The sequence below is a fragment of the Thalassobius vesicularis genome (assembly GCF_004799325.1).
In the GTDB taxonomy this organism is placed as follows: domain Bacteria; phylum Pseudomonadota; class Alphaproteobacteria; order Rhodobacterales; family Rhodobacteraceae; genus Thalassobius; species Thalassobius vesicularis.
Genome location: NZ_SSMD01000001.1, coordinates 568186 through 590221, shown reverse-complemented (window position 1 = coordinate 590221; position 22036 = coordinate 568186). Strand labels below are relative to the sequence as shown.

The following is a 22036-nucleotide window of genomic DNA, read 5'->3' as shown; positions in this document are numbered from 1 at the left end:
TCAGTACCCCAAAACGCGCGGCAGCCAAGTGACGGTTTCCGGCACGAAGGTCAGGATCAGCAGGACCAGCACCTCGACCAGGAAAAACGGCAGGATCGCGCGGGTTAGCCGTGTCATCCCAACGTTGGCTATGCTTTCAGCCACGAACAGACACAGCCCAAGCGGCGGCGTGATCAGCCCGATCATCAGGTTGAAGATCACGATGATGCCAAAGTGCACCGGGTCCACGCCCATCGACACGGCGATCGGATGCAGGATCGGCACCAGCACCAGCATGGCAGCGATGCCTTCCAGGAACAGGCCGATGACCAGGAACAGGATGATGACGGCGATCAGGAAGGTGAACTTGCTGTCAACGTTCGACAGAACCCAGTCGGTCAACATGTTGGGCAGGCGGTTATAGGTCAGCAGCCAGTTGGCGGCGGTGACGGCGGCGATGATGATCAGGATGACCGAGCTGTCGCGCATCGCGCCCACGAAGATGCGGGGCAGGGCGGTCAGGGTGATCTTGCGATAGACGAACAGGCCCAGGATCAGCGCATAGCCCACGGCGAAACTGGCCGCCTCGGTCGGGGTCACGATCCCGGCCAGGATCGAGCCGACGACGAATACCGGCATCAGCAGCGGCAGGATACCCCCCAGCAGCGCCTGGCTTGCGGGTTGGGTCGTCAGCCCCTCGGACTGGTTGCCCGCGTCGACCTTGACGGTCAGCATGACGTAGCCGGACAGGAAGATCGCCAGCAGGATACCGGGGATCACACCCGCCATGAACAGCGCGGGAACCGAGACGCCCGACACGATCAGCGCATAGATGATGACCGGGATCGAGGGCGGAATGATCGGCCCGATCACCGAGGAGGCCGCCGTGACAGCCGCCGCGAATTCACGGCTGTAACCGTGCTTTTCCATCTCGGGGATGAACACCCGCCCGATGGCCGAGGTGTCAGCCACGGCGGACCCGGACAGCCCGGCAAAGATCACCGAGGCCCAGATATTCACCAGCGCCAGCCCGGCGCGCATCCGGCCCACCAGCACGTTGGCAAACGCGATGATGCGCCCGGTGATGCCGCTTTCGTTCATGACCTCTCCGGCCAGGACGAACAGCGGGATGGCCAACAGCGGGAACGAGTCGAGCCCCTTGTACATCTGCGTGGCAACGATCCGCAGCGCATAGGGCGCGTCATGGGTGGCCATGAACGACAGCAGTGCCGCGACGATGGCAAAGGCGATGGGCACTCCGGCCAGCAGGCCGACGATCAGGACGACAAAGATCATGCCGAGGTTCCTTTTGCAGCGGCCAGCCGCTCGTGCAGTTTCAGCGCGGCGGCCACGGCCAGCATCACGCCGCCCAGAACCATCGCGTATTGCCAGGTACCGACCTTGCCGATCCAGATCATCCAGTCGAACCCAGTGCTTTCCGCCAGGCTTTTCGCCACGGATTTCAGGCCCGAGGCGTCGATGTTGCCGCGCTTGGTGGCGAATTCATGCCCCGAGCGCGCCAGCGCCAGACCACAGCCGATCATCACGAAATCCACGGCGGCAAAAAGCCGGGTCTTGACCTTGGCCGAAAGGGTGTCCGTCAGCACGGTAAAGCGGATGTGCTGATCCTGCATGTAGGCCAGCGCGATGCCGAACATGACGCCATAGATGGTCAGGTAGATCGGCAGTTCCTCGCCCCACGGGACGGAACGGCCCATCGTGTAGCGGCGCAGAGAGTTGAGGAAGATGATGCCAAAAACCAGCATCATGCAACCGCCCGCTCCGAAGGCAAAGAACCGGCGTGCGGCGTAGTTCAGGCGTGTCATGGGATCCATCCCCCTCTCAGGGAAAGGGCCGGTCGAACCGGCCCTTTGTTTCGTTACTTGCTGGCCTCGGCCACGGCCTCTTGCAGGCGGTCAATCCAGACGGCATCGTCGCCCAGTTCGCCCCGCAGGTACTCTACCACGGCGGGTTGTGCTTTGGCGGCAAAGGCTGCGATTTCGTCCGCGGTGGGCGAGTAGACCTGCATGCCCTCGGCCTGCACCTTCTTCACGCCCTCGGCGGTGCCCCACTGCTGGATGGCGCGGCCCATGGTGCCGGCGACGCGGGCGGCCTTGGCGACGACCTGCTGCTCGGCGGGGGTCAGCGACTGATAGAACTCGTCCGAGATCACGATGAAGTCAGCGGCATAGACGTGGCCGTCCAGCGTCATGAACTTCTGCAGCTTGTGCAGGCTGTTGTTGTAGATCACGCCAACGGGGTTTTCCTGACCGTCAACCACGCCGGTGGACAGCGCGTTCGGCAGTTCGGTCCAGGCGATCGGGGTCGGCTCGCCGCCCAGACCCTTGACCATTTCGACATACAGCGGGATCGGCTGAACGCGGAACTTCAGGCCCTTCATGTCGTCCGGGGTGCGGATTTCACGCTGGTTGTTGGTGAAGTTGCGGAAGCCGGTTTCACCAAAGGCCAGGGTGCGCAGGCCGGTCTGTTCCAGGCAGTGCTGTGCCAGCGCGTCACCGAACGGGCCATCCAGCACGTCCCAAGCAATCGTGGCCGAGGCGAAGGTGTAGGGGATATCCAGAACCGAGGCCGCCGGGCAAACCTTGGACATCGCGCCGGACACCAGCGCAACCTGGGTCAGACCTTCCTGAGCCTGGCCGACCAGCTCGGTCTCGTTCCCCAGCGCGCCAGCCGGGAAGATTTCCACGGTCAGGCCGGTTTCGCCTTCGACGATGTTCTTGAAGACATGGGCGGCGGCGCCCTTCTTGGACGCGGTCCAATCGTCGGGATCGACGTGGGCCACGCGGATGGTCTGAGCCTGCGCGGCAGTCGCCAGACCCATGGTGATAACCGCGGCTGCGGCTAGTTTGCTGAATGCGAACGTCATTTTGGTTCCTCCCTAGAAACGTTCAGAATTTCGTCCTTTGGACGGGTTTTGCGTCAAAGGCGTCAAAGGTCGCCTTCATCCGTGTCGGGTCGGCCTTGCGGCCGGTGAAAAGCTCAAAGGCGCGGACCGCCTGAAACACCGCCATCCCCGAGCCGGGCAGAACCCGGCATCCCTTGGCGCGCGCGGCGGCCAGCAGGGCGGTTTCCAGCGGGAAGTAGACCACGTCGGCCACCCACATCCGGGCGTCCAGCAGATCCAGCGGAAAGGCCGAGCCGGGCAGCTTGGCCATGCCGACCGGGGTGGCGTTGACCACACCATCGGGGCGGCTGGCTGCGACATGCTGTGCGATATCGGTGATCGCGGTCACTTGGCTGTCGGGAAAACGCCGGGTGATCTGGTCGGCCAGCCCCTGCGCCCGGCCATGATCCGCATCGAAGATCGACAGGTGGCGCACGCCGCATTCGATCAGCGCAAAGGCCACCGCCACGCCAGCACCACCCGCGCCCAGCAGCAACACGTTGTCCAGCTTTGCGTCGGGCAGCAGTCCCTGCCGAAAACTTTGGGCAAAGCCCCACAGGTCGGTGTTGTGGCCAAACCGCTTGCCATCGCGGAGCACCACCGTGTTCACCGCGCCGACCGCTTGGGCGTTGGGCGACAGCTGATCCAGCAGGCCGATGACCTCGATCTTGTAGGGGTAGGTGATGTTCAGCCCATCAAACCCGGCCAGTTCGGCGGCGTTCAGGATTTCGGCCAGCGGCTTGCCCTGCAGGCGCGGCGTGTCCGTGTCCAGCAAGCGATACAGCCCCTGAAGGCCCTGCGTTGCGGCCTCGGCCATATGCATTGCTGGCGTCCGCGACAGGGAAATGCCCTGCCCGATCAACCCGGCCAGCATCTGCTGGCGGACCGGAGTCGATGTGTTTGGGCCAAGTTGCAACGCCTTCTCCTCTGCGACGCGGGCTGCTGATTTCGGGTAAAATGTACCAGAGGGTTAAATTCGTCAAGTGAATTGAACCGCCGGGATAATTGTGTATGTTGAACCAAGTCCCGAGGAGAGCCGACCCCATGTCCGAAACCGAAAAAAGTTCAAAAAAGACAAGGACGTGGAAGCAAGACCCCGAAGCAGTCAAGGCCGACATCCTGAAAGCCGCGCGTGCCGAATTTGCCGAACACGGCCTGTCTGGCGCCCGCGTTCAGGACATTGCCGACCGAATCAAGACCTCGAAACGGATGATTTTCTACTACTTCCAAGACAAGGAACGTCTGTACGAAGCGGTCCTGGAAGAGGCCTATCGCAGCGTCCGAAAGGCCGAGGCGGCGCTGAATCTCGACGGCCTGCCGCCGGATCAGGCGCTGGCCCGTCTGGTCGAGTTCACCTTTGACCACCACCGCAGCAACACGGATTTCATCCGCCTTGTGATGATCGAAAACATCCACGCCGGGCGGCACATGAACAACATCGCGTCGCTGATCGACACCAACACTTCGGCGATCCAGCAGATCGAACGTATCTGTGTGGCGGGGAAAAAGGCCGGGTTGTTCCGCGATGATGTCACACCGCTGGTCATCCACTGGCAGATCAGCGCGATGAGCTTTTTCAACGTCTCGAACCGCGACACGTTCTCGATCAACTTTGGCACTGACCTGTTTTCCGAGACCGCCCAGACCGATCTGCGCAAGAAGGTGGTCGAAAGCATCCTTGCCTCTGTGATGCGCTGACGAAGCCACAATTCCCGCCAAAATACAGAAAACGCTGCCATTTCGCGGCAGTTCGGGTATGATCGCTGAAAACAGGCAGGGCGGGCACTTCGGAAAACCGAAGGCTGACAGCCAGAGCAAGAGAGCAGGTCATGACTTTACGTGCCGCAATCCGGCCCTTCGCGGTCGCTGTCGGTCTGATCCTATCCTATGGGATCGGCCCGGTTTGCGTGTCCATGCTGACGCCAGCGCGCGCCGAGGCGCAGGTGACGGTGAACCTGCGGGATGCTGACCTGAAAAGCTTTGTCGAGATCGTCTCCGAGGCGACGGGCCGCAACTTCGTGCTGGACCCGAACATTCGCGGCACCGTGACCGTTCTTGCCCCCGGACAGATGACCCCGGCCGAGCTGTACGAGGTGTTCCTGGCCGTGCTGGAGCTGAACCGGCTGACCCTGATCGAAGGCGCCGGTGCCGACCGCATCGTCCAGATGAGCAGCGCACGAGAGCTGGCCTCGGGGCCGGACGTCGCAGGCAGTGCGGGCACCTATGAAACCCGCGTCATCCAGGTGGACCACATCCCCCCGCAAGAGGTGATCGACGTCGTCCGCCCCCTGTTGCCCGCCGAGGCGGTGTTGACCGCTGTTCCCGGCACCTCGATGCTGTTGTTGTCGGATCGGGGTCAGAATTACCGCCGGATCGAGGCGCTGATCAAACGGCTGGACCAGCCGCAGGACGATCCGATCCAGATGATCCGTCTGCGCAACGCCAATGCCGCCGAAGTGGCTCAGGTCATCCAGGCGATGGAAATCCTGCCCCAAGGGGCCGCGCTGACCGTGGACCGCCGCTCGAACGCGCTGATCATTTCGGGCCCGGATGCGGTGTACGAGAAAATCCGCGTTCTGGCCGCCCGGCTGGACACCCAGCAGAACAACGTCGTCAGTCAGGCCATTGGTCTGAACTACGCCGACGCTGCCTCTTTGTCCGATATCATCCTGCGCGTGATCGAGGGCGAGGCCCAGCCGAACGAGGCCCCCGTGCGCATCGTTCCGGAACCGCAGACTAACACGCTGCTGATCACCGCGCCGCAGGACCGGATGGACGACATCATCCAGATGGTCCGCTATCTGGACCGCCGCCCGCGTCAGGTGCTGGTCGAGGCGGTGATATTCGAGATGTCGGTGGACGGGTTCTCGGACCTGTCGGTGCAATTCGCCGGTATCCTGAATAACGCCGTCATCGGCGGCGCGCAGTTTTCCCTGCAAGGGCGTCCCAGCCTGACCAACCTCGTGTCGGCGGTCATCAACGGCCAGACCATCGATGTCGGTTCTGGCGGGGTGATCGCGGGGGTGCCGGACAACACGGATCGCGGTATCGCCGGGCTGCTGTCGGCCATTGCGGCGACCAACTCCACCCGGTTGCTGTCGACACCGTCAATCATGACGCTGAACAACAAAGAGGCCGAGATCGTCGTGGCCCAGAACGTCCCTTTCGTGACGGGCTCCTATTCGACGGTTAGCGGCAGTGCTGTCGACAACCCGTTCCAGACGATCGAACGTCAGGACGTGGGCCTGACGCTAAAAGTCACGCCGCAGATCAACGCCGACCGCACCGTCAAATTGGACATCAAGCAAGAGGTCTCCTCGCTGACCAACACCGAGTCCTCGGCCGGTGGCGAAATCACCGCGAAACGCGCGCTCAGCACGACGGTTCTGGTCAAAGATGGCAACGTCATCCTGCTGGGTGGCTTGCTGGAAAACGGCGCGGGCTCGGTCTCGCAACGGGTGCCCGGTCTGTCAAAGCTGCCGCTGCTGGGCGGGCTGTTCCGCGGCAAGAACGCGACCAAGAACCAGCGCGTGCTGCTGGTGCTGATGCGCCCGCAGGTCGTCAACACCGAGGAAGAGGCGCGCAAGCTGACCCAGCAACTCAGCCGCGAGGCGAAACAGGCCGCTCAGGCGATACAGCCGTTGGATGATGGCAGTTTTCCGCGTACATCTGGTGGAGGGTTGCCCTTTGACGGCGCCAATCTGAACCAACCTTTCGATGCCGGATTCGTCGATGACGTCGCACAAAGCCGAAAATTTCCGCCGCTTCCCAGCCGGGTCGAGTTCGACGGACGCTAAGCTGCCCTTCGTCTTCGCGCGGGATCAGCAGGTGTTGCTGGAACCGGGCCGCGTTCTGTTGGGCCCGGCGGCGACACAGCTGGGCATGCGCGAAATCCAGCGTCGCATCGGTGCCGTCACCGGGATCGAGGTTGTCCGCGTGGACGAGGCCGCCTTTGCCAACGCGCTGTCGAATGCCTATCGCGGTGACGATGACGACGGCGCGCCTGTCACCTCAGGCGTGTTGTTCGAGCTGGAGGAAGCCGCACAAGGCCACCGTCAGCGCGACCTTCTGGAAGACCCCGGCGAGGCACCCGTGATCCAGCTGGTGAACCGCCTGCTGCGCCGCGCGGTGCTGAACGGCGCCTCGGACCTGCATTTCGAACCGCACGAAAACGGCCTGCGCGTCCGGATGCGCGTGGATGGCTTCCTGCAAGAGGTGATGGATCGGCCAGACGTCCCGGTGAAACGTGTCGTTTCACGGTTAAAGGTGATGGCGGGGCTGGATATCGCCGAAACCCGCCTGCCACAGGACGGGCGCATCCCGCTGGCGCTGGGCGGCCGGGTGATCGACACCCGCGTGTCCTCGCTGCCCGGTCATTACGGCGAACGGATCGTGCTACGGATTTTGGATCGCTCCAGCGGCTTGATGCCCCTGACCGCGCTGGGCCTGTCCCCCGCACAGCAAGAGGTGCTGGAACGCCTCTCTGCCCTGCCCAATGGCATCATTCTGGCCACCGGCCCGACCGGCGCAGGCAAGACGACGACGCTTTATTCGCTGTTGCAACTGGCGAACCGGCACGAACGCAACATCGTCACCATCGAAGACCCGATCGAATACGACCTGCCCGGCGTCTCGCAATCGCAGGTGCATTCCGACATCGGCATGACCTTTGCCGCCGGCCTGCGCGCGACCCTGCGCCAGGATCCTGACGTCATTCTAGTGGGCGAGGTTCGCGACCCCGAAACCGCCTCGACCGCCACGCAGGCCGCGTTGACCGGGCACCTTGTGTTCTCGTCGCTGCACGCCAACAGCTCGATCGGGGCGGTGGTGCGGTTGCGCGATCTGGGGCTGGACAACTTCCTGATCGCCGCCACCCTGCGCGGCGTCATCGCCCAACGGCTGCTGCGCAAGCTTTGCCCGCATTGCAAGCGCCCCCACGCCCCGACCGAGACCGAGGCGGACCGCTTCCGCCGCCACCGTCTGCCCGTCCCCGAGCAACTGTATGAACCGATGGGCTGCGAACGCTGCAACGCGACCGGCCACGCAGGCCGCGTCGGTATCTTCGAGATGGTCGAGGTCGGCGACGCCCTGCGCGCCGCCATCGACGCCGGTGCCACCGAGACCGAGATGCGCGCCGTGGCCCTTGGTGCGGGCGAAACGCTGATCGGGCAAGGGCTGGCGCTGGCCGCGACCGGTGCCACCAGCCTGACAGAGACCCTGCGCGTCGTCGGTGACGTGGCATGAGGGCATTCGCCTACATCGCCTTCACCCAAGACGGGCGCCGCCGTACCGGCACGGTGGTCGCCGAAACCGAAACCGACGCTGCCGCGCAATTGACGCGCCAAGACCTGTTCGTATCCGAGATTTCCCCGGCCCGCGAACGCGCGACCAAGGGCGTGCGTTTCCTGAAACGTGTGCGCCTCAGCGCCGACTTGCAGGCCGTGTTCACGCGTCAGATGGCCGTGATGCTGGCTGCCGACCTGCCCGTCGAAGCCGCGCTAGAGGCCGTTCGGACCGGTGGCCACCCAGCCTTGGACGCCGTCGCCGCCCAAGCCCGCGCCGCAGTGATGGAGGGGGCCTCGCTTTCCGAAGCTTTGGAACAAACTGCGGCTGGATTTCCACCCTACTACCTGGCCGCCATCCGTGCGGGTGAGGCCGCTGGCGAAACGGCGATGGTCGTGTCTGAACTGGCCGACCATCAGGAACAGCTGGGCACCGACAAGGCGCAAATCTCGACCGCGCTGATCTATCCGGGCTTCGTCGCCGCCGTATCTTTGCTGGTCTGCGGCATCCTGATGGTCAACGTCGCCCCCCAGATCGTGTCCCTGTTCCAGATGGCCGACCGCCCCCTGCCGCAACTGACGCAGGTGGTCATGGGCACCTCTGACTGGATCCGCGCAAACTGGATCGTCATCTTGTCGGGCATCGCCGCGCTGATCCTGCTTGCCCTGATCACCCCCCGCGTCCCGGCGCTGCGCGATGCGCGCGACCGGATGATCCTGCGCCTGCCGGTCTTTGGCCGCCTGACCAAGCTGGCCGCGTCTGTGCAATACATGCGCACCCTTGCGCTGGTCCTGGGCAGCCGCCACGCTGTCCTCAGCGCCGTGGACAACGCGGTCGAGGTGCTGACCATCCGCCAGTTTCGGGACGAAGGGGCCGCCGTTGCCACAGCCGTCCGCCACGGCGATTCCCTCTCTCGCGCGCTGGAACGGCTCAGCTTTCTGCCCCCCGTCGCGCGGCAGCTGATCCTGGCCGGGGAAACCTCGGTCCGGCTGGCCCAGATGACCGAGCGTGCGGCGACACTGGTCGAGCACCGCCTGTCCACCGAACGCAAACGCATCGCGACCCTGCTGGAGCCGCTGTTGATGATGCTGGTCGGTGGGATGGTTCTGGTGATCGTGCTGGCGGTCTTGCTGCCGATCTTTGACCTGCAAACGGTGGTCGCCGGTTAATTCGCCTCGGCGAAGGCCAGCAACTCGGGCGCATCGCCATCGCGCGACAGCCACAGCCCCTCGGCGTCGATCCGCACGACCTCGACGCCCCGTTCCAACGCGTCCCCGACCTTGACCAACTTGCCGCCCGCCGGATGGCTCAGCAGCGCCCAGGTGCCGGTGTCCGTGGTGACCACGCCGCTCAGGCTGTAGCCAAGGCTGGACAGCGGCGGTTTCGGCGGGGCATTCCGCGCCGGTTCAACGGGCTGGGGTGCGGGCGGTTGCGGGGCAGGGGGCTGTGGTTCGCCGAACAGCGCGGGCCACAGCCGCGACGTGGCTTGCCGGGGCGGTTGCGCCTCTGCTCCGACGGCTTTGGGGGCTGGGGTGTTGGTCACGGGTTGGGCGGACAGTTCCGTCCACAGGGCAAACCCGGACAAGGCCGCGCCGACCAGCATCGCCACCGTCACTGTCGCAGAAAGCAGGCGCATCGCATCCCCATTTTGGCATTCCGGTTGCGTCGTGGACGCGTTCGGCTGCCTGTGTTACCCTTGAATAAACAAAATGATACGAGCGCACGATGCAGGCAACCCTCTTTTCCAGAACCGCCGTGGCGGTGATCTCGCTCACCCTTCTGGTCAGCTGCGGAGAGGACTTTGCCGGGGCGAACAGCTTTCAGGCCCGTTATTCCAACGCCCGCGACGCGCTCGAGAAAGGCGACTACCAAAAAGCCAGCCGCGCCTACGGCAAGCTGCTGGATCAGGCCGGCCCGCTGCGTCCGCGTCTGCAATTGGAATACGCTCACTCCGAGCTGCGCCTTGGCAACTACGCCTCGGCCGCCCGCCTTGCCGGAGAGGTTGCGCAAACCCAAAAGGGGGACGCGCGCGGTGCTGCGCTGACCGTTTTCGCAACGGCGCAGCATGAACTGGCGCTGCTCTATCTTGAAAAGGGTGAAACCGATGCCGCCAAACCGCTTCTGAAATCCGCCCGCAGCGCGATGGCAGAGGTCGTGAAATCCTACCCCGAGCTGGACCCCCTGAACGCGATGTCCGCCCGCAAGGCCGCGATTGATGCGCAGCTGAAACGGCTCTGACCTAGCTGCGCGGCGACAACAGGATGCTTGCGGCGACCTTACCGGGTTCGTCGATCGCTTCGAACCGGTAGCTGTCGATCGTGTAGCCCCAGCCGGGATGCTGCACCGACAGCCAATTGGCCAGCCGCACGAAATCCACCCGGTCAAAGCGCAGCTCGATCACGCCGCCGCTTTGGGCCCCCAGCGCGCTGACATCCTGCCGCAAACGGGCGTCGATCAGCCCCTGTTCGATCGCGGTCGAGCCGACGGGCGCGCCGATGGTCTGCACCGGCAACCGCTCCAGCACCGTCTTTTCGGCGATGCGGTCCTGAACCCAGACATTCAGCGCCACGGCGTCGGATTGTGCGGCGACGGCCTCCTGACGGGCCTGCATCAACGGCAGCAGAACGCCGAACACCACGGCCAGCGGCAGGATCACCAGCACGGCAAGGCCCAGCAACAGCCGCTCTCGCGCGCTGAGGGGCAGCAGAAGGTCGATCAGCCGGGCGCTCATTGGCTCCCTCCGGGTTGGATACGGAATTCGGCGCGCACACCCTGCGCATCGGTCGAGGCGCGCGATTCCACCAGCTCGGCTTTCAGGCCGGCGGACGAAAACGCAGTGGTCAGCCGGTCCGTCGCGGCGAAATCGGGCAGGCGCAGCACCAGCTGGATGCCGTCGCCGTCACGCCAGATCAGGCTGTCCGGCACGGCGCTTAGCGAGGCGACAACCTCGGCCACCTGCCATCCCATTTGCACCGGGTCCACCTGTTTTGACTGCCCGCTGGTTGCCGCGCGCAATTGCGACAGCGCCCGCGCGACCTGCACCCGTACGTCCAGCACCGGCCCGGACGGCACGAAATGCTGCTGCACCAGCGCGTGGGTCTGCGCGGCGATGCTGTCTGTCTCGGCCCCCAGCCGCTGGATCGCAACGATCTGCGACGCGGCGAACAGCGCGGCCGCCAAGGCACCCGCCAGCAACGGCCAGCGCCACGGCAGCACATTGGCCGTCAGCCTGGTGCGCGCGGCCATCGGGTCTTGCCGCAGGTCGCTGGACAACTCGTCATGGGCCAGGATCTGAGGCATCGGCAGTGCCTGCGCGGTCAGCTCGGACTCATTATGCGCAACGGGGATGCTCTGGCTGTTGGCCCAGTCCTCCAACGCCGGGATCGGCTCGGGCAGGTATAGCGCACCCGGACGGCCCTGCTCGGTCAGCGCACGCTCCAGCATCGGCAGTGTCAGCGCCAGCGTCGCCGAGAACCCGTCGTCGGGCCCCAGTCTGGCCAGCATCATCTCGCCCTGCGGGGCAACCGTCCAAACCCCCTCGGCACAGGGCAGCGACAGGTAGTCCGGCAACACGGCCCGACACTCCAGACCCCGCCAATCCGCCAGCAGGGACGGGGGCGCCACCAGCACGCGGTTCCACCCCTCGCCCAGTCCGCCGGGCGCAAAGGGCCGCATCTGGACCTGCTCGGGCGTCAGGCCAAACCGGTCGCTCAACTGCCGGCGCGCCACCTGTTCGCGCGCCTGACCCCGCAGCCCCTTGGGCAAATCCAGCCGGAACAGCGGCACATCCCCGCCCGAGACCAGCGCAATCTGCCCCGGTCCGGGCGCGGATTGATCCAGCCGGACGAACACGGCAGCGGTTTCGGCGGGTGATGTCACGTCTGTTCCTTTGGGTGATCTGCGCGCAGGATGCCGGGTGCGGGGGAAATGTGCAATGGTTCAGGGCCGGGTGGTGATCCGCCAGACAACCCGCGTCTGCGCCGGATTTCCCTGCCGATTCAACAGCGCGCGCCGGGTGGCTGTCCTCTCCTCTAGCTGCGCGTTCACCGTCAGCGCGAACCAGTCCGAGGTCACGCCCAGCATATCCGCGCCCAGCTGTTGGGGCGGCGCGGGGGTGCCGTCGTCAGGCGTCGCCAGGCCCACAAAGGCCAGAAAATCGCCGACCGAGCGAAACGGCTCTTTCCGCCGCTGCGCGATCAACGCGTCGATCTGGGCGGCGGTCAGTTCAGGCAGGAATGCTGCCAGCACCGGCTTTGCGGCAGTGTTCGGGTTCAGCACGCTTTCGCCGGGCAGGGCCGTCAGCAGCTGCCCAAGGCGCGCGCGGGTCCGGTCGCTCAGCGGCAGGTCCATGATCTGGTCAATCATCATCACAGCGCCGCCCACCGGATCCTGAGGCGGGTCCAGCGCCAGGAATGCCGATTTGTCCGACGGCCCGCCCGGCTGCACGAAGCTGCGGATGCGGGCTTGATCGTTTTGCGAAACGCCCAGCCCCGCCAGCAACCGCGCGAACGCCTCCGAGGCGGCGACGTTCTGGCCGCTGCTCAGCCAGTTGACGTTGAACCGCCCCTGCAGGTCCTCGATCACCAGCGAAACGCGGCCCGGATCAAGATCAGCATCCTCCAGCCCCCGCGCCCAGCCGCGCCCAAGGTGATCCGGCCGCCCGTCGCCTTCGCGGTTCAGCAGGGTCACGGCCAGCGCCTCGGCGGCGCTCAGGTTCAGCTCCAGCTGCGAGGCACCCAACGAAGCCGCCAATCGCGTCCGCCCCGCATCCGAGCGGGACAGCAGCAGCACCGCAATCGCGGCCAGAACGGCCACCAGAACCAGCGCATTGACCAGAACGAACCCGCGCTGCCTCATCTCAGCGTCTCCAGAATGGGGATGCGGCCCAGGGTTTCGACCTCCAGCGCGACCTCGACGGCGTCGGGTAACAGGCTGGAATAGACCTCGGGCGCGCCGGTGGCCCGGTCGCTGTCCGCCGTAGCCTCAGGCTGAACAGCCACGACGCTGGAGGGCGGCCTCACCCCGTCCTGCCATCCAACCAGAGGCCAGAAGCTGCGCAATTTCACCGCTGACACCTCGTCCAGCACGAGCTGTTCCGGCGACTGCATCCCGGCCCGCGCCGGATACAGCGTGGGCCAGACCTGCCGCGTCAGCCGTCCGTCGCGCGACAGGCGGTATTCCACCCGTTGCATCGGCCTTGCTTCCGTCAGGTCCAGCCCGGGTTGCCCGACGACCGAGATCGCGAACCCGTTGCCCGTCTGCTGCACCGCCAGTTGCGGCGCCGCGACCCCCGGCGGATAGAATTGCATCGGCACCACCGCCGCCAGATCGGCCCGCAACAGGCTGACCGCGCGCTCCAGATCAGCGGCGCGCGTGCTGCGCGAAACCAGCTCGTCCCGCATCCGGATCATCCCGGACAGAGCCTGCGCGCCCATGACCGCGACCAGCGCAAAGATCGCCATCGCGGCGACCAGCTCGATCAGGGTCAGCCCTCGGGTGCGTCGGGTCATAGCGGCACCTCGTTGGCGATATAGGTGCCCAGCACCGCCCCCGGACCGCCCGGGATTTGCGCCGTCACGGTCACCTTCTGCAGACCCCCGCTGGTGGCCTTGCGGGTCACCGTCAGCGAGATATCCTGCCCCGCGATCTGGACCTGCCCGGGTAAGCTGCCCGAGGCCGCGCCCAGCAGGCGCACCTCCTCCACCCGGTTATGCGCAGCGATCGAGGCCAAAAGCCGGGGCATTTCCCCGCCGATCGCCAGCCGCGCCTGATCGCTGGCCCGGATCGCCGCCAGACTGCCGATCGCCAGAATGATGATCGCGATCACCAGCTCAAGCAGAGTCAGCCCGGCCTGGGGTCGCTTTACCCGTCGCATTGCAGCGGTCCCCAACCATCGGTGCGGCACTGAATTTTGCCCAAAGTCACCGCGAACCCCGTGCTCTGCCCCGAGGGCAGCAACACGATTTGCGGGGCTGCACCATCGTCGTAGCCGGTGCCGGACAGGGTCACACGCCCGCTCCACCGGATTTCGCTGTCCGAGACTTGCCAGCCCTCTTTGCTGAACCGCGCCAGCCGCATGCCCTGCGGCCCGATGCGCATCCCGCGAATATCCTGCCCGGTGATCGCCAGATCGCGCAGGTCCAGAAACGTCTGCCGGAACAGCGCCGCATCCGCCTGTTCCGGCCGTGGGCGTCCCAGCGCCAGCGTGGCGCCGACCGCCAGCACAGCCAGAATGGCGACGCTCACCAGCAGCTCGATCAGGGAAAACCCCCGCGTTGTGCCGGTCAGCGGATGCTCCATGATCCGATATCCGAATTCGCGCCGCTGCCCCCGGCCACGCCGTCCGCGCCATAGGTGAAGACGTCGAAATCCCCGTGCACGCCGGGCGCGAGGTACTGATACGTCTGACCCCACGGGTCCACCGGCAGCCGATCCATATAGCCGTTCGCTGCCCAGTTCGCCGGCACCGGGTCCGAGCCGGGTTTTTCCACCAACGCGGCCAGCCCCTGTTCGGTCGTGGGGTAGCGGAAGTTATCCAGCCGGTACAGGTTCACCGCGCTGACGATGGCGGCAATATCGGCCTGCGCCCGCGCGGCGCGGGCCTGATCGGGGCGGTCGATGACGCGCGGCACGATCACCAGCGCCAGCACCGACAGGATGACCACCACCACCATCAACTCCAGCAAGGAAAAGCCCCGCTCGTCGCGATTTTGCTGTGCGGGCCGATGCTGATCGCGCGTCATGGGTGGCTGAGTCCTCTGGTTCTTCGTCAACCACGACAGGGTATTAGCCTGCCCAAGGTCATGTCCAGCCTTGCTTATGCCAGCGCGCAACTTCACGGCAATGGACAAACACGGCCCAACCGGCAAAACTACACGCAATCGTTGCAAAGCCGTTTTCACATGATCGTTGATCCGTTTTCTCTGCTGTTGGTGCTGCTTGGCCCGTTCGTCGGGTCGTTCCTTGCCGTTCTGGCCGACCGCCTGCCCAGAGGAGAGAGCGTGGTCCTGGCCCGGTCCCATTGCCGTTCGTGCCATTTCGACCTGCCGTTCCGCGATCTGATCCCGATCTGGTCCTATGTCATGCGCCGCGGCAAATGCCGGTTCTGCGGTGCCTCGATCCCGCCGTGGCTGCTGTATACCGAGATCGCCGCGACCGGCATCGCGATCCTGTCGGTGCTGGCCAACTCCGATCCGGTGCTGGCCTGGCTGGATGCGGTGTTCCTGTGGCTGCTGTTGACGCTGGCCGTGACCGATCTGACGCGCTTTCGCCTGCCCGATCTGCTGAACGGCATTCTGCTGGCCGTCGCGATGCTGTTGTCGCTGCTGCCCGGTGGCATCGGTCCCGAGGCGGCGCTGATCGGCGCCCTGATCGGTGTTGGGTCGTTCTGGGCCCTGCGCTTCGCCTATCACCGCCTGCGCGGGGTCGAGGGGTTGGGCCTTGGCGACGTCAAGCTGATGGCCGGGCTGGGCGCCTTTGCCGGGCCTTTGGACCTGCCGCTGCTGGTTTTGCTGGCCGCGCTGTCCGGGCTGGCGGGTGGTCTGATCTTTCACCTGACCGGCCGCGCCCGATCCGACGCGCCGCCCCTTGGCAAACGTGCGCTGCCTTTTGGCGCATCCCTGTGCGGTGCCGCCGCCGTGCTGTGGTTTCTCAGGGTGATGGCGTGGTGGCCCTGAACGGCTAAACCGTTGCCATCGCGGGGCCGTCCGCCTAGTCTGCCGCCAACGCCTTTACCTGTTCCCAATGATAGACCCCGACATGACTTTTCCCCGACTGACCCTGCTTGTTGCGGCGTTTGCCCTGTCCGCGCCTGCCGTGTTTGCCCAGCAAACCGCCACGCCCCCGGCCGAGCAGACCGACGACGCCCCCTCGGAAATGGCGCAGATCGAACGGGCTTGGGCGCGGGGCGACTATGTTTTTGTCCGCGAGGGCCTGAAAACCCTGGCCGAGCGTGACGGCACCGCCTTGGCGCAGTACCGCTATGGCCGTGTCCTGCTCGAAGGGCGCGGCGGGCCCGTCGATGTGCCGCTTGCCGTCAGTTTCCTGGAAAAATCCGTCGCGCAAAACCATCTTGAGGCGACCACCCTGCTGGCGCGGGTCTACCTGACCGGCTACACCCCCAGCCCCGCCCGCGATCCGGCCAAAGCGGCCGAGTTGCTGGCCTCTGCCGCCGCCCGTGGCAACGCCGAGGCGCAGTATTACCTGGGTCTGCTCTATCGCACGGGCAGCGGCGTGCAGCGCGACTTCAAAAGCGCGTTCAACTGGTTCCTTGCCGCCGCCGAGAATGACTACCTCGAAGCCAAGTACGAACTCAGCCGCGCCTACTCGCGTGGCGACGGCGTGGCTGAAAACGTCGAACAGGCTCTGCACTGGCTGACCGAGGCAGCCTCGGGCGGCCATGCCGAGGCCCAGTTCTACCTGGCGCTTGCCTTGGATAACGGCCAGGGGACCCAGCAGAACCGGAACGAGGCGCTTAACTGGTTCACCCGCGCCGCCGAGAACGGTTACCCGGTGGCCTATCGCGTTCTGGGCCGCAAATACCTCGAAGGGGATGGCGTGCAGCCCAACCCGACCGAGGCGCTGCGCTGGCTTCAAAAAGGCGCCGAACGCCGCGACACCGTGGCCGAGTATCACCTTGGCCGCGCCTTCTCGGGCGCATTCGGTATCCCCGCCGATCCGCAACGGTCGTGGAATTTCTACAAGCTGGCCTCTGATGCCGGGATGGCCGAAGCGACCACCGCAATGGCTCGCATGCTGGACGAAGGCATGGGCGTTCCCGTTGACCGACAGAATGCCGTCACGCTTTACCGGATGGCGCTGGAACAGGGCGACCCCGCCGCTGCGCTGCGCCTTGGCCAGATGGCTGGCGCTGGTCTGCTGGACGGTCTGGCGCCCCCGCATCTGGCAGTTCCGTGGGCCATCGCGGCAGCCGCTCAGGGCGATCAGGCCGCGCTGGATTGGGTCCACGCGCAGGCGGATCAGGGTCTGCGCCCGGCCCGCACTGCCTATGGCATCTGGCTGGCCGAACATGACCAGCCCGCCGATGCGATCGCCTACTTCCGACCCGCCGCCGAGGAAGGCGATACCGAGGCGCAGTTCCGCCTTGGCATGGCCTACAGCACCGGCGCAGGGCTGGATCAGGACGTGGTTCAGGCCCATTCCTGGCTGAACATCGCCGCCGCCGGTGGCCATTCCGAGGCCGGAAAGATGCGCGACGCGATCACCGACCTGATGACCCCCGAACAGGTGGCCGAGGCTCAGGCCGTGGCCCGCGCCTTCTTTGCCACCGCCCGCGGCGAGACCTCGAAATGAGCAGGCTGGCCGTCATCGCCCTGATCGGTTGCGTCAGCCTGTCCGCGCCTGCTTTGGCGCAATCCGACGCGGCGATCAGCGCGCAGACCGCCTATGAAATGGCGGCCCGACTCGAAGCGGGCGATGGTGTGCTGCAAAACTACGCCAAGGCGCGCGAATGGTTCGAGAAGTCGGCTCAGATGGGTCTGCCCGCTGCTAAGAACGCCCTCGCGCGCTACCTGTTCGACGGGCTGGGCGGCCCGCAGGACATCCCCCGCGCATTGACCCTGTTCGCCGCCGCCGCCCAGACCGGGCAGGCCGCTTTTCAGTATGAATACGCCACCGCCCTGGAAACCCGAGGCGACGGGCGCGCTGACCCGGCACTGGCCGCCGAGTTCTACACCAAAGCCGCCGATCAGGGGCATCTGGACGCGATGGCCAGCCTGGGCGTGCTGTACCAGAACGGTATTGGCGTGACCAAGGATCTGGACCGCGCGCGCACCCTGTACGAAGGCCCCGCAGCCCAAGGCAACGCCCGCGCCCAGAACAATCTGGGTCTGCTGTACGTTCGCGGCGAAGGGGTTGAACAGGACTACGGCAAGGCCGCAGCCCTATTCGCCGCCGCTGCCGAACAGGGGCTGAAGGTCGCCATGACCAACCTTGGGGTGATGTACGAAAACGGCTTCGGCGTCCCCCTGGACGAAGCCCGCTCGGCCGAGCTGTACCGCCTGGGTGGCCGTGGCAACGAAGACGCCGCCACCTCGGATTTTCCGGCCTATGACGACCGGCTGTTGCCGCTGCAAGTCACGGACGAGTCCACCCGCGCGCTGATGCGCTCGGCTGCGGGTGGCGATCCGGTTGCGCAGTTTCAATTGGCCTGGCTGATCCTGTCCCAGCCCCAAACCACCCCTGATCAGACCCGTCAGGCCGTTTCCATGATGATGGCGTCGGCGAATTCGGGCTATGCCCCGGCGATGGCGAATATGGGCTGGCTGTACGCCTCTGGGCGGGGTGTTCCGCAGGATTACGTGCTTGCGCAGATGTGGCTGGTGCTGGCCAGTTCCAGCGGATTCGATCCCGCCCGCAGCCTGAACGCCGACCTTTCGCGCCGCATGACCAGCGACCAGATCAGCGAGGCACAGGCCATGGCCGCGGTGAAAAGGGGCCAAAAGTAAATATTCCAAATATAGAATTTCAAACGTTTTCAAATAGTTTTGAGTTTTAAGAAGTTTTCGGCTAACCTTTCGATACTTGTTGGTCTGTTCAGCAGACATGTTCCAGTACGGGGGGGGGGTGAAATCATGCGTAACTATTTCCGCACTTGTGTGGTTGCCGGGCTGGCTGCCTTGGCGATGCCTGCATTTGCTGCGTCGCCCGAACCTGTGCAGCAACACAATTCCAATGCGGTCTGGTTTGAAAACTGGGTCGGCCTTAGCAATGCGACCATGAAGGTTTTGACCCCTCAGGGCGACCTGATCGAGGTGTCCGCCGCATCGGGCACCCCGGTGTTCCGTCTGGGCGGCGATGCCGTCGTTGACGGCGTTTACCGCTATGAACTGGTCGCCGCATCGGACGAGATGATCGAGATCCGCAATCCGATGGACAACGGCCGCGGCGACGCCGCCCGCAATACCATGAACAAGCCGTTTTCGATGAACGGCATGTTCGTCGTTTCACGCAATGTCATCATCACCCCAGAGGACATCAAAGAATAATTAGCGGGGGTCTGGCCTGGCTCCGCACTCAACCCGGAAAGATAAAGTCATGAAACACAGCAAGCTTTTCGCATCCACCGCGCTGACCATGGTTGCCGGTCTGATTGGCACCACGGCGATGGCGACCAATGTTCTGTCCACCGCGGACGGCACCATTAACAACAGCCTTTGCGTCGGGACCGACTGTACGGCGTCTGAAAGCTTTGGCTTCGACACGATGCGACTGAAGGAAAACAACCTGCGTTTCCATTTCGACGATACGTCTGCATCGGCCAGCTTCCCCAATTTCGATTGGCGGATCATCGCGAACGACTCGGCCAATGGTGGCGACAACTACCTAGCGATCGAAGATTCGACCTCCGGCACAAGGCCGTTCCGCGTTGATGGTACCGCGCCGAACGATTCGCTGCGCGTTGATGCGCAAGGCGAAATCGGTCTAGGTACTTCAAGCCCCGTTGTGGAGCTGCACATCGTGGATGGAAACACCCCGACCGTACGTCTGGAACAGAATGGCAGCTCGGGCTTCACCGCGCAGACCTGGGACGTGGCTGGGAACGAGACCAACTTCTTCATCCGCGACGCAACCAACGGGTCGTTGCTGCCGTTCAAGATTCGTCCTTCGGCACCCACCAACTCGCTGTATGTGAACACAAACGGTGATATCGGTCTGGGCACCGCATCGCCGGATTCGAAACTGCATGTGAATGGTGGCAACATCCTGATCGAAAACGCAGCCCCATCGAACATCACGCTGGACCACACCGGCGACGCGGCAGCGGCGTTCCGCATTCAGGTGAACAACTCGGCGCGCTTCTCCTTTGTCGGGACGGGTGCGATCGAAATGGAGCTGACTCAATCCGGCGACCTGACCACTGCGGGGTCAGTCACGGCCACCAGCTTCATCGCCAATGGCACCACGCTGAACGTTCCGGACTATGTGTTCTCGGACAGCTACAACCTGATGCCGTTGTCCGAAGTTGCGGCCTTCATCGAAGCCAACAGCCACCTGCCGAAAATCCCTTCGGCGAAGGATATCAACTCGGGCACCCTGGACATGACCCAGATGCAGATGGCGCTGCTGGAAAAGATCGAAGAGCTGACCCTGTACACGCTGGACCAACAGGCTCAGATCGCCAAGCTGGAGGCCCGCCTCGACAAGGCGACCTCGCTGCAATAAGCGGCTGAGGCAGAAGCATCGCGGGATTTGGCGCTGACGAGGTGCCAAATCCTTTTTATTTAGAATAGCACGCGCGTTACCATGTATTCTCCCTCGCACAGGTTTTTGTTCTTGCATGTCAGCAAGACCGGCGGCAATTCCATTCAGAAGATCCTGCTGCCGTTCTCGGAGGATGAGATGATCATCAACGCGCATCAGGATGGGGTGGATCGCTTCGGGTTGCGTGGACCGGTGACCCCCTCGAAACATGCTACTCTGGCCGAGTATGAACAGCGTCAGCCCGGAATAGCGCAGATCAGCCGCATCGCGATTTCTGTCCGCGAGCCGTTCGATCGCGCCCTGTCTGCCTATTTTTCCCCGCATCGCTGGATGACGCGGAATGACGACGGCAGCTACCGCCTTTCCGATCCGGTTTGGAGCGAAGAGCGTTTCGCCTTGTTTCTGGCCTCTGGCGAGCTGCGCTCTGCTGCGGATTGGCTGCGTGTGGATGGCACCATCCGCCAGCCCGATCACGTGATCCGGTTCGAGATGCTGGAGCATGATCTCAAAAGGTTTCTGGGCGCAGTCGGGCTGGATGCCAATGCCTTGCCGTCTATGCCGCATGTGAACAAATCCGCCGCGTCTGGCGCATTGAAACAAAAATTGGCCCGCGATCCGGCGCTCAGACATCTGGTCTTGGAACAATACCACGAAGATGCCGCGTTGTTTGGCTATGCCTGACCGTCGCAAGGGGGAACGATCTTGGCACTTATCTCTTTCAAATACCGGCTCATTTTCGTGAAAACCACCAAGACGGCCGGGACCAGTGTGGAGACCGATCTCAGTCAGCGTCTGGAAGAAGGGGCCATCGTCACTCCCATCATTCCACCCGAACCCGGTCATGTCGCCCGGAATTTCCAGAACGAGGCCGGAGAGGCGCTTTACTTCAACCACATGCCCGCCACGCTGATCCGCGAGCGGCTGGGCGCTGAGCAGTTCAACAGCATGGCCCGCATCTGCGTTGAGCGCGAGCCGGTCGCGAAATGCATCAGCCATTTCCACATGCTGCGGAATTCACCGATCCACGACTGGCCCGATGGTGTGACCCGCAGCTGGGAGGAATACGTCGAAGAGGGGCGATTTCCGAACGATCTGGAACGCTACAGCGAAGTCGTCAACGGCGAGCGCCAAAGCCTTGTCACCCATGTGCTGCGCTATGACAGGTTGCAAACCGACTTGCCCGCGCTGATGGCCACCTTCGGCATCCCGGATTTCCAGCTAAACGCGCGGGCGAAGTCCGAATACTCGCAGAACCGCCTGATCACGCCCGAGCAGGTTACACCCGACCAGCGGGAACGCATCATGGATGTTTTCCGCCCGACGGCTGAGTTGTTGCAAATCGACTGGGGGCAGGACACCTGAACATGCTGGAACATTTCCCCAGACCGGTGACCTTCGACAACTACAAGGATATCATCGAGGAATTCTTCATCGACATCGGCCTGTTCGAGGATCTGCCCCGCACCCTGACCCGTTTCGCCACCAAACTGGGCAAGGACACCGCGCTGGTTGACGGCCTTCAGCACCGCAATGCGACCCCGCGCTCGGGATCGATACCAATTGATCTGCAAGACCAATTCAGGGAAAAATGGAAGCTGGAGTACGAAGTCTACTCCTACGTCCGTGAAATGCAGTCCGCCCTTTAAC

Annotated in this window: 25 protein-coding genes; 13 read left to right on the top strand and 12 right to left on the bottom strand. The window is 64.3% G+C overall.

What is annotated here, in order from left to right; genetic code table 11:
- From E7681_RS02905 to E7681_RS02890, 4 genes are read right to left on the bottom strand one after another with little or no spacing between them, the layout of a single operon-like run.
- A complete protein-coding gene (locus E7681_RS02905; protein WP_136337749.1) occupies nucleotides 1-1275 on the bottom strand; it encodes a TRAP transporter large permease in 1275 nt (424 codons plus the stop codon).
- Complete coding sequence (locus E7681_RS02900; RefSeq protein WP_136337748.1) at nucleotides 1272-1805, bottom strand: TRAP transporter small permease; 534 nt, start codon at nucleotides 1803-1805, stop codon at nucleotides 1272-1274. The genes E7681_RS02905 and E7681_RS02900 overlap by 4 nt, the downstream gene beginning before the upstream one ends.
- A gap of 53 nt (nucleotides 1806-1858) precedes the next feature.
- Complete coding sequence (locus tag E7681_RS02895) at nucleotides 1859-2866, bottom strand: DctP family TRAP transporter solute-binding subunit (RefSeq protein ID WP_136337747.1); 1008 nt, start codon at nucleotides 2864-2866, stop codon at nucleotides 1859-1861.
- A 22-nt stretch (nucleotides 2867-2888) separates the two neighbouring features.
- Nucleotides 2889-3800, bottom strand: a complete 912-nt coding sequence (locus tag E7681_RS02890; RefSeq protein ID WP_246032392.1) for a shikimate dehydrogenase — start codon at nucleotides 3798-3800, stop codon at nucleotides 2889-2891.
- A gap of 128 nt (nucleotides 3801-3928) precedes the next feature.
- On the opposite strand from E7681_RS02890, the gene E7681_RS02885 reads away from it, so the two are divergent.
- From E7681_RS02885 to E7681_RS02870, 4 genes are all read left to right on the top strand, one after another.
- Complete coding sequence (locus E7681_RS02885; RefSeq protein WP_136337746.1) at nucleotides 3929-4582, top strand: TetR/AcrR family transcriptional regulator; 654 nt, start codon at nucleotides 3929-3931, stop codon at nucleotides 4580-4582.
- Between the two features lie 131 nt (nucleotides 4583-4713).
- Entirely contained in the window at nucleotides 4714-6681 is a 1968-nt protein-coding gene (gene gspD / locus E7681_RS02880) for a type II secretion system secretin GspD (protein WP_136337745.1), read from the top strand.
- Nucleotides 6617-8128, top strand: a complete 1512-nt coding sequence (locus E7681_RS02875; RefSeq protein ID WP_136337744.1) for a GspE/PulE family protein — start codon at nucleotides 6617-6619, stop codon at nucleotides 8126-8128. The genes gspD and E7681_RS02875 overlap by 65 nt, the downstream gene beginning before the upstream one ends.
- Nucleotides 8125-9336 carry a type II secretion system F family protein gene (locus E7681_RS02870; RefSeq protein WP_136337743.1) on the top strand — a complete coding sequence of 404 codons (1212 nt, stop codon included), beginning with the start codon at nucleotides 8125-8127 and terminating at the stop codon, nucleotides 9334-9336. Before E7681_RS02875 ends, E7681_RS02870 begins: the two co-directional genes overlap by 4 nt.
- Here E7681_RS02870 and E7681_RS02865 read toward each other — a convergent pair.
- Nucleotides 9333-9803 (bottom strand): type II secretion system protein N, encoded by a 471-nt coding sequence (locus E7681_RS02865; RefSeq protein WP_136337742.1) that lies wholly within the window; start codon nucleotides 9801-9803, stop codon nucleotides 9333-9335. The genes E7681_RS02870 and E7681_RS02865 overlap by 4 nt on opposite strands.
- An 89-nt stretch (nucleotides 9804-9892) precedes the next feature.
- Between E7681_RS02865 and E7681_RS02860 the strand changes: the two genes are divergently transcribed.
- Nucleotides 9893-10405, top strand: coding sequence for a tetratricopeptide repeat protein (locus E7681_RS02860; protein ID WP_136337741.1), 513 nt, complete (start codon nucleotides 9893-9895; stop codon nucleotides 10403-10405).
- A 1-nt stretch (nucleotide 10406) separates the two neighbouring features.
- Here E7681_RS02860 and gspM read toward each other — a convergent pair whose 3' ends face one another.
- The 7 genes from gspM to gspG are packed head-to-tail and all read right to left on the bottom strand — an operon-like array spanning nucleotide 10407 to nucleotide 14910.
- Nucleotides 10407-10898 carry a type II secretion system protein GspM gene (gene gspM, locus E7681_RS02855; RefSeq protein ID WP_136337740.1) on the bottom strand — a complete coding sequence of 164 codons (492 nt, stop codon included), beginning with the start codon at nucleotides 10896-10898 and terminating at the stop codon, nucleotides 10407-10409.
- Entirely contained in the window at nucleotides 10895-12046 is a 1152-nt protein-coding gene (gene gspL, locus E7681_RS02850; RefSeq protein ID WP_136337739.1) for a type II secretion system protein GspL, read from the bottom strand. The genes gspM and gspL overlap by 4 nt, the downstream gene beginning before the upstream one ends.
- 60 nt (nucleotides 12047-12106) lie before the next feature.
- Nucleotides 12107-13024, bottom strand: coding sequence for a type II secretion system minor pseudopilin GspK (gspK, locus tag E7681_RS02845; protein WP_136337738.1), 918 nt, complete (start codon nucleotides 13022-13024; stop codon nucleotides 12107-12109).
- Nucleotides 13021-13677 carry a type II secretion system protein GspJ gene (locus tag E7681_RS02840; RefSeq protein ID WP_136337926.1) on the bottom strand — a complete coding sequence of 219 codons (657 nt, stop codon included), beginning with the start codon at nucleotides 13675-13677 and terminating at the stop codon, nucleotides 13021-13023. The genes gspK and E7681_RS02840 overlap by 4 nt, the downstream gene beginning before the upstream one ends.
- Nucleotides 13674-14042 carry a prepilin-type N-terminal cleavage/methylation domain-containing protein gene (locus E7681_RS02835; protein ID WP_136337737.1) on the bottom strand — a complete coding sequence of 123 codons (369 nt, stop codon included), beginning with the start codon at nucleotides 14040-14042 and terminating at the stop codon, nucleotides 13674-13676. Before E7681_RS02835 ends, E7681_RS02840 begins: the two co-directional genes overlap by 4 nt.
- A complete protein-coding gene (locus E7681_RS02830; protein WP_136337736.1) occupies nucleotides 14030-14467 on the bottom strand; it encodes a prepilin-type N-terminal cleavage/methylation domain-containing protein in 438 nt (145 codons plus the stop codon). Before E7681_RS02830 ends, E7681_RS02835 begins: the two co-directional genes overlap by 13 nt.
- A complete protein-coding gene (gene gspG, locus E7681_RS02825; RefSeq protein WP_136337735.1) occupies nucleotides 14452-14910 on the bottom strand; it encodes a type II secretion system major pseudopilin GspG in 459 nt (152 codons plus the stop codon). Before gspG ends, E7681_RS02830 begins: the two co-directional genes overlap by 16 nt.
- Nucleotides 14911-14970: 60 nt before the next feature.
- Here gspG and E7681_RS19250 point away from each other — a divergent pair, with 60 nt between their 5' ends.
- The 8 genes from E7681_RS19250 to E7681_RS02785 all read left to right on the top strand — a co-directional run bounded on the left by E7681_RS19250 (nucleotide 14971) and on the right by E7681_RS02785 (nucleotide 22035).
- Complete coding sequence (locus tag E7681_RS19250; RefSeq protein ID WP_168733145.1) at nucleotides 14971-15843, top strand: prepilin peptidase; 873 nt, start codon at nucleotides 14971-14973, stop codon at nucleotides 15841-15843.
- 82 nt (nucleotides 15844-15925) lie between these two features.
- Nucleotides 15926-17479: an SEL1-like repeat protein gene (locus E7681_RS02815; protein ID WP_168733144.1), complete on the top strand. Its 1554-nt coding sequence runs from the start codon at nucleotides 15926-15928 to the stop codon at nucleotides 17477-17479.
- Nucleotides 17476-18633 (top strand): SEL1-like repeat protein, encoded by a 1158-nt coding sequence (locus E7681_RS02810; RefSeq protein ID WP_136337732.1) that lies wholly within the window; start codon nucleotides 17476-17478, stop codon nucleotides 18631-18633. The genes E7681_RS02815 and E7681_RS02810 overlap by 4 nt, the downstream gene beginning before the upstream one ends.
- A 126-nt stretch (nucleotides 18634-18759) precedes the next feature.
- On the top strand, nucleotides 18760-19173 hold the full coding sequence (locus tag E7681_RS02805) for a hypothetical protein (RefSeq protein WP_136337731.1): 414 nt from the start codon (nucleotides 18760-18762) through the stop codon (nucleotides 19171-19173).
- A 49-nt stretch (nucleotides 19174-19222) separates the two neighbouring features.
- Complete coding sequence (locus E7681_RS02800) at nucleotides 19223-20350, top strand: hypothetical protein (protein ID WP_136337730.1); 1128 nt, start codon at nucleotides 19223-19225, stop codon at nucleotides 20348-20350.
- A gap of 81 nt (nucleotides 20351-20431) precedes the next feature.
- Nucleotides 20432-21070 (top strand): sulfotransferase family 2 domain-containing protein, encoded by a 639-nt coding sequence (locus E7681_RS02795; protein WP_136337729.1) that lies wholly within the window; start codon nucleotides 20432-20434, stop codon nucleotides 21068-21070.
- Nucleotides 21071-21091: 21 nt separating this feature from the next.
- Nucleotides 21092-21751: a hypothetical protein gene (locus E7681_RS02790; RefSeq protein ID WP_136337728.1), complete on the top strand. Its 660-nt coding sequence runs from the start codon at nucleotides 21092-21094 to the stop codon at nucleotides 21749-21751.
- A 2-nt stretch (nucleotides 21752-21753) separates the two neighbouring features.
- Entirely contained in the window at nucleotides 21754-22035 is a 282-nt protein-coding gene (locus E7681_RS02785; RefSeq protein ID WP_136337727.1) for a hypothetical protein, read from the top strand.
- Nucleotide 22036: the final 1 nt, after the last annotated feature.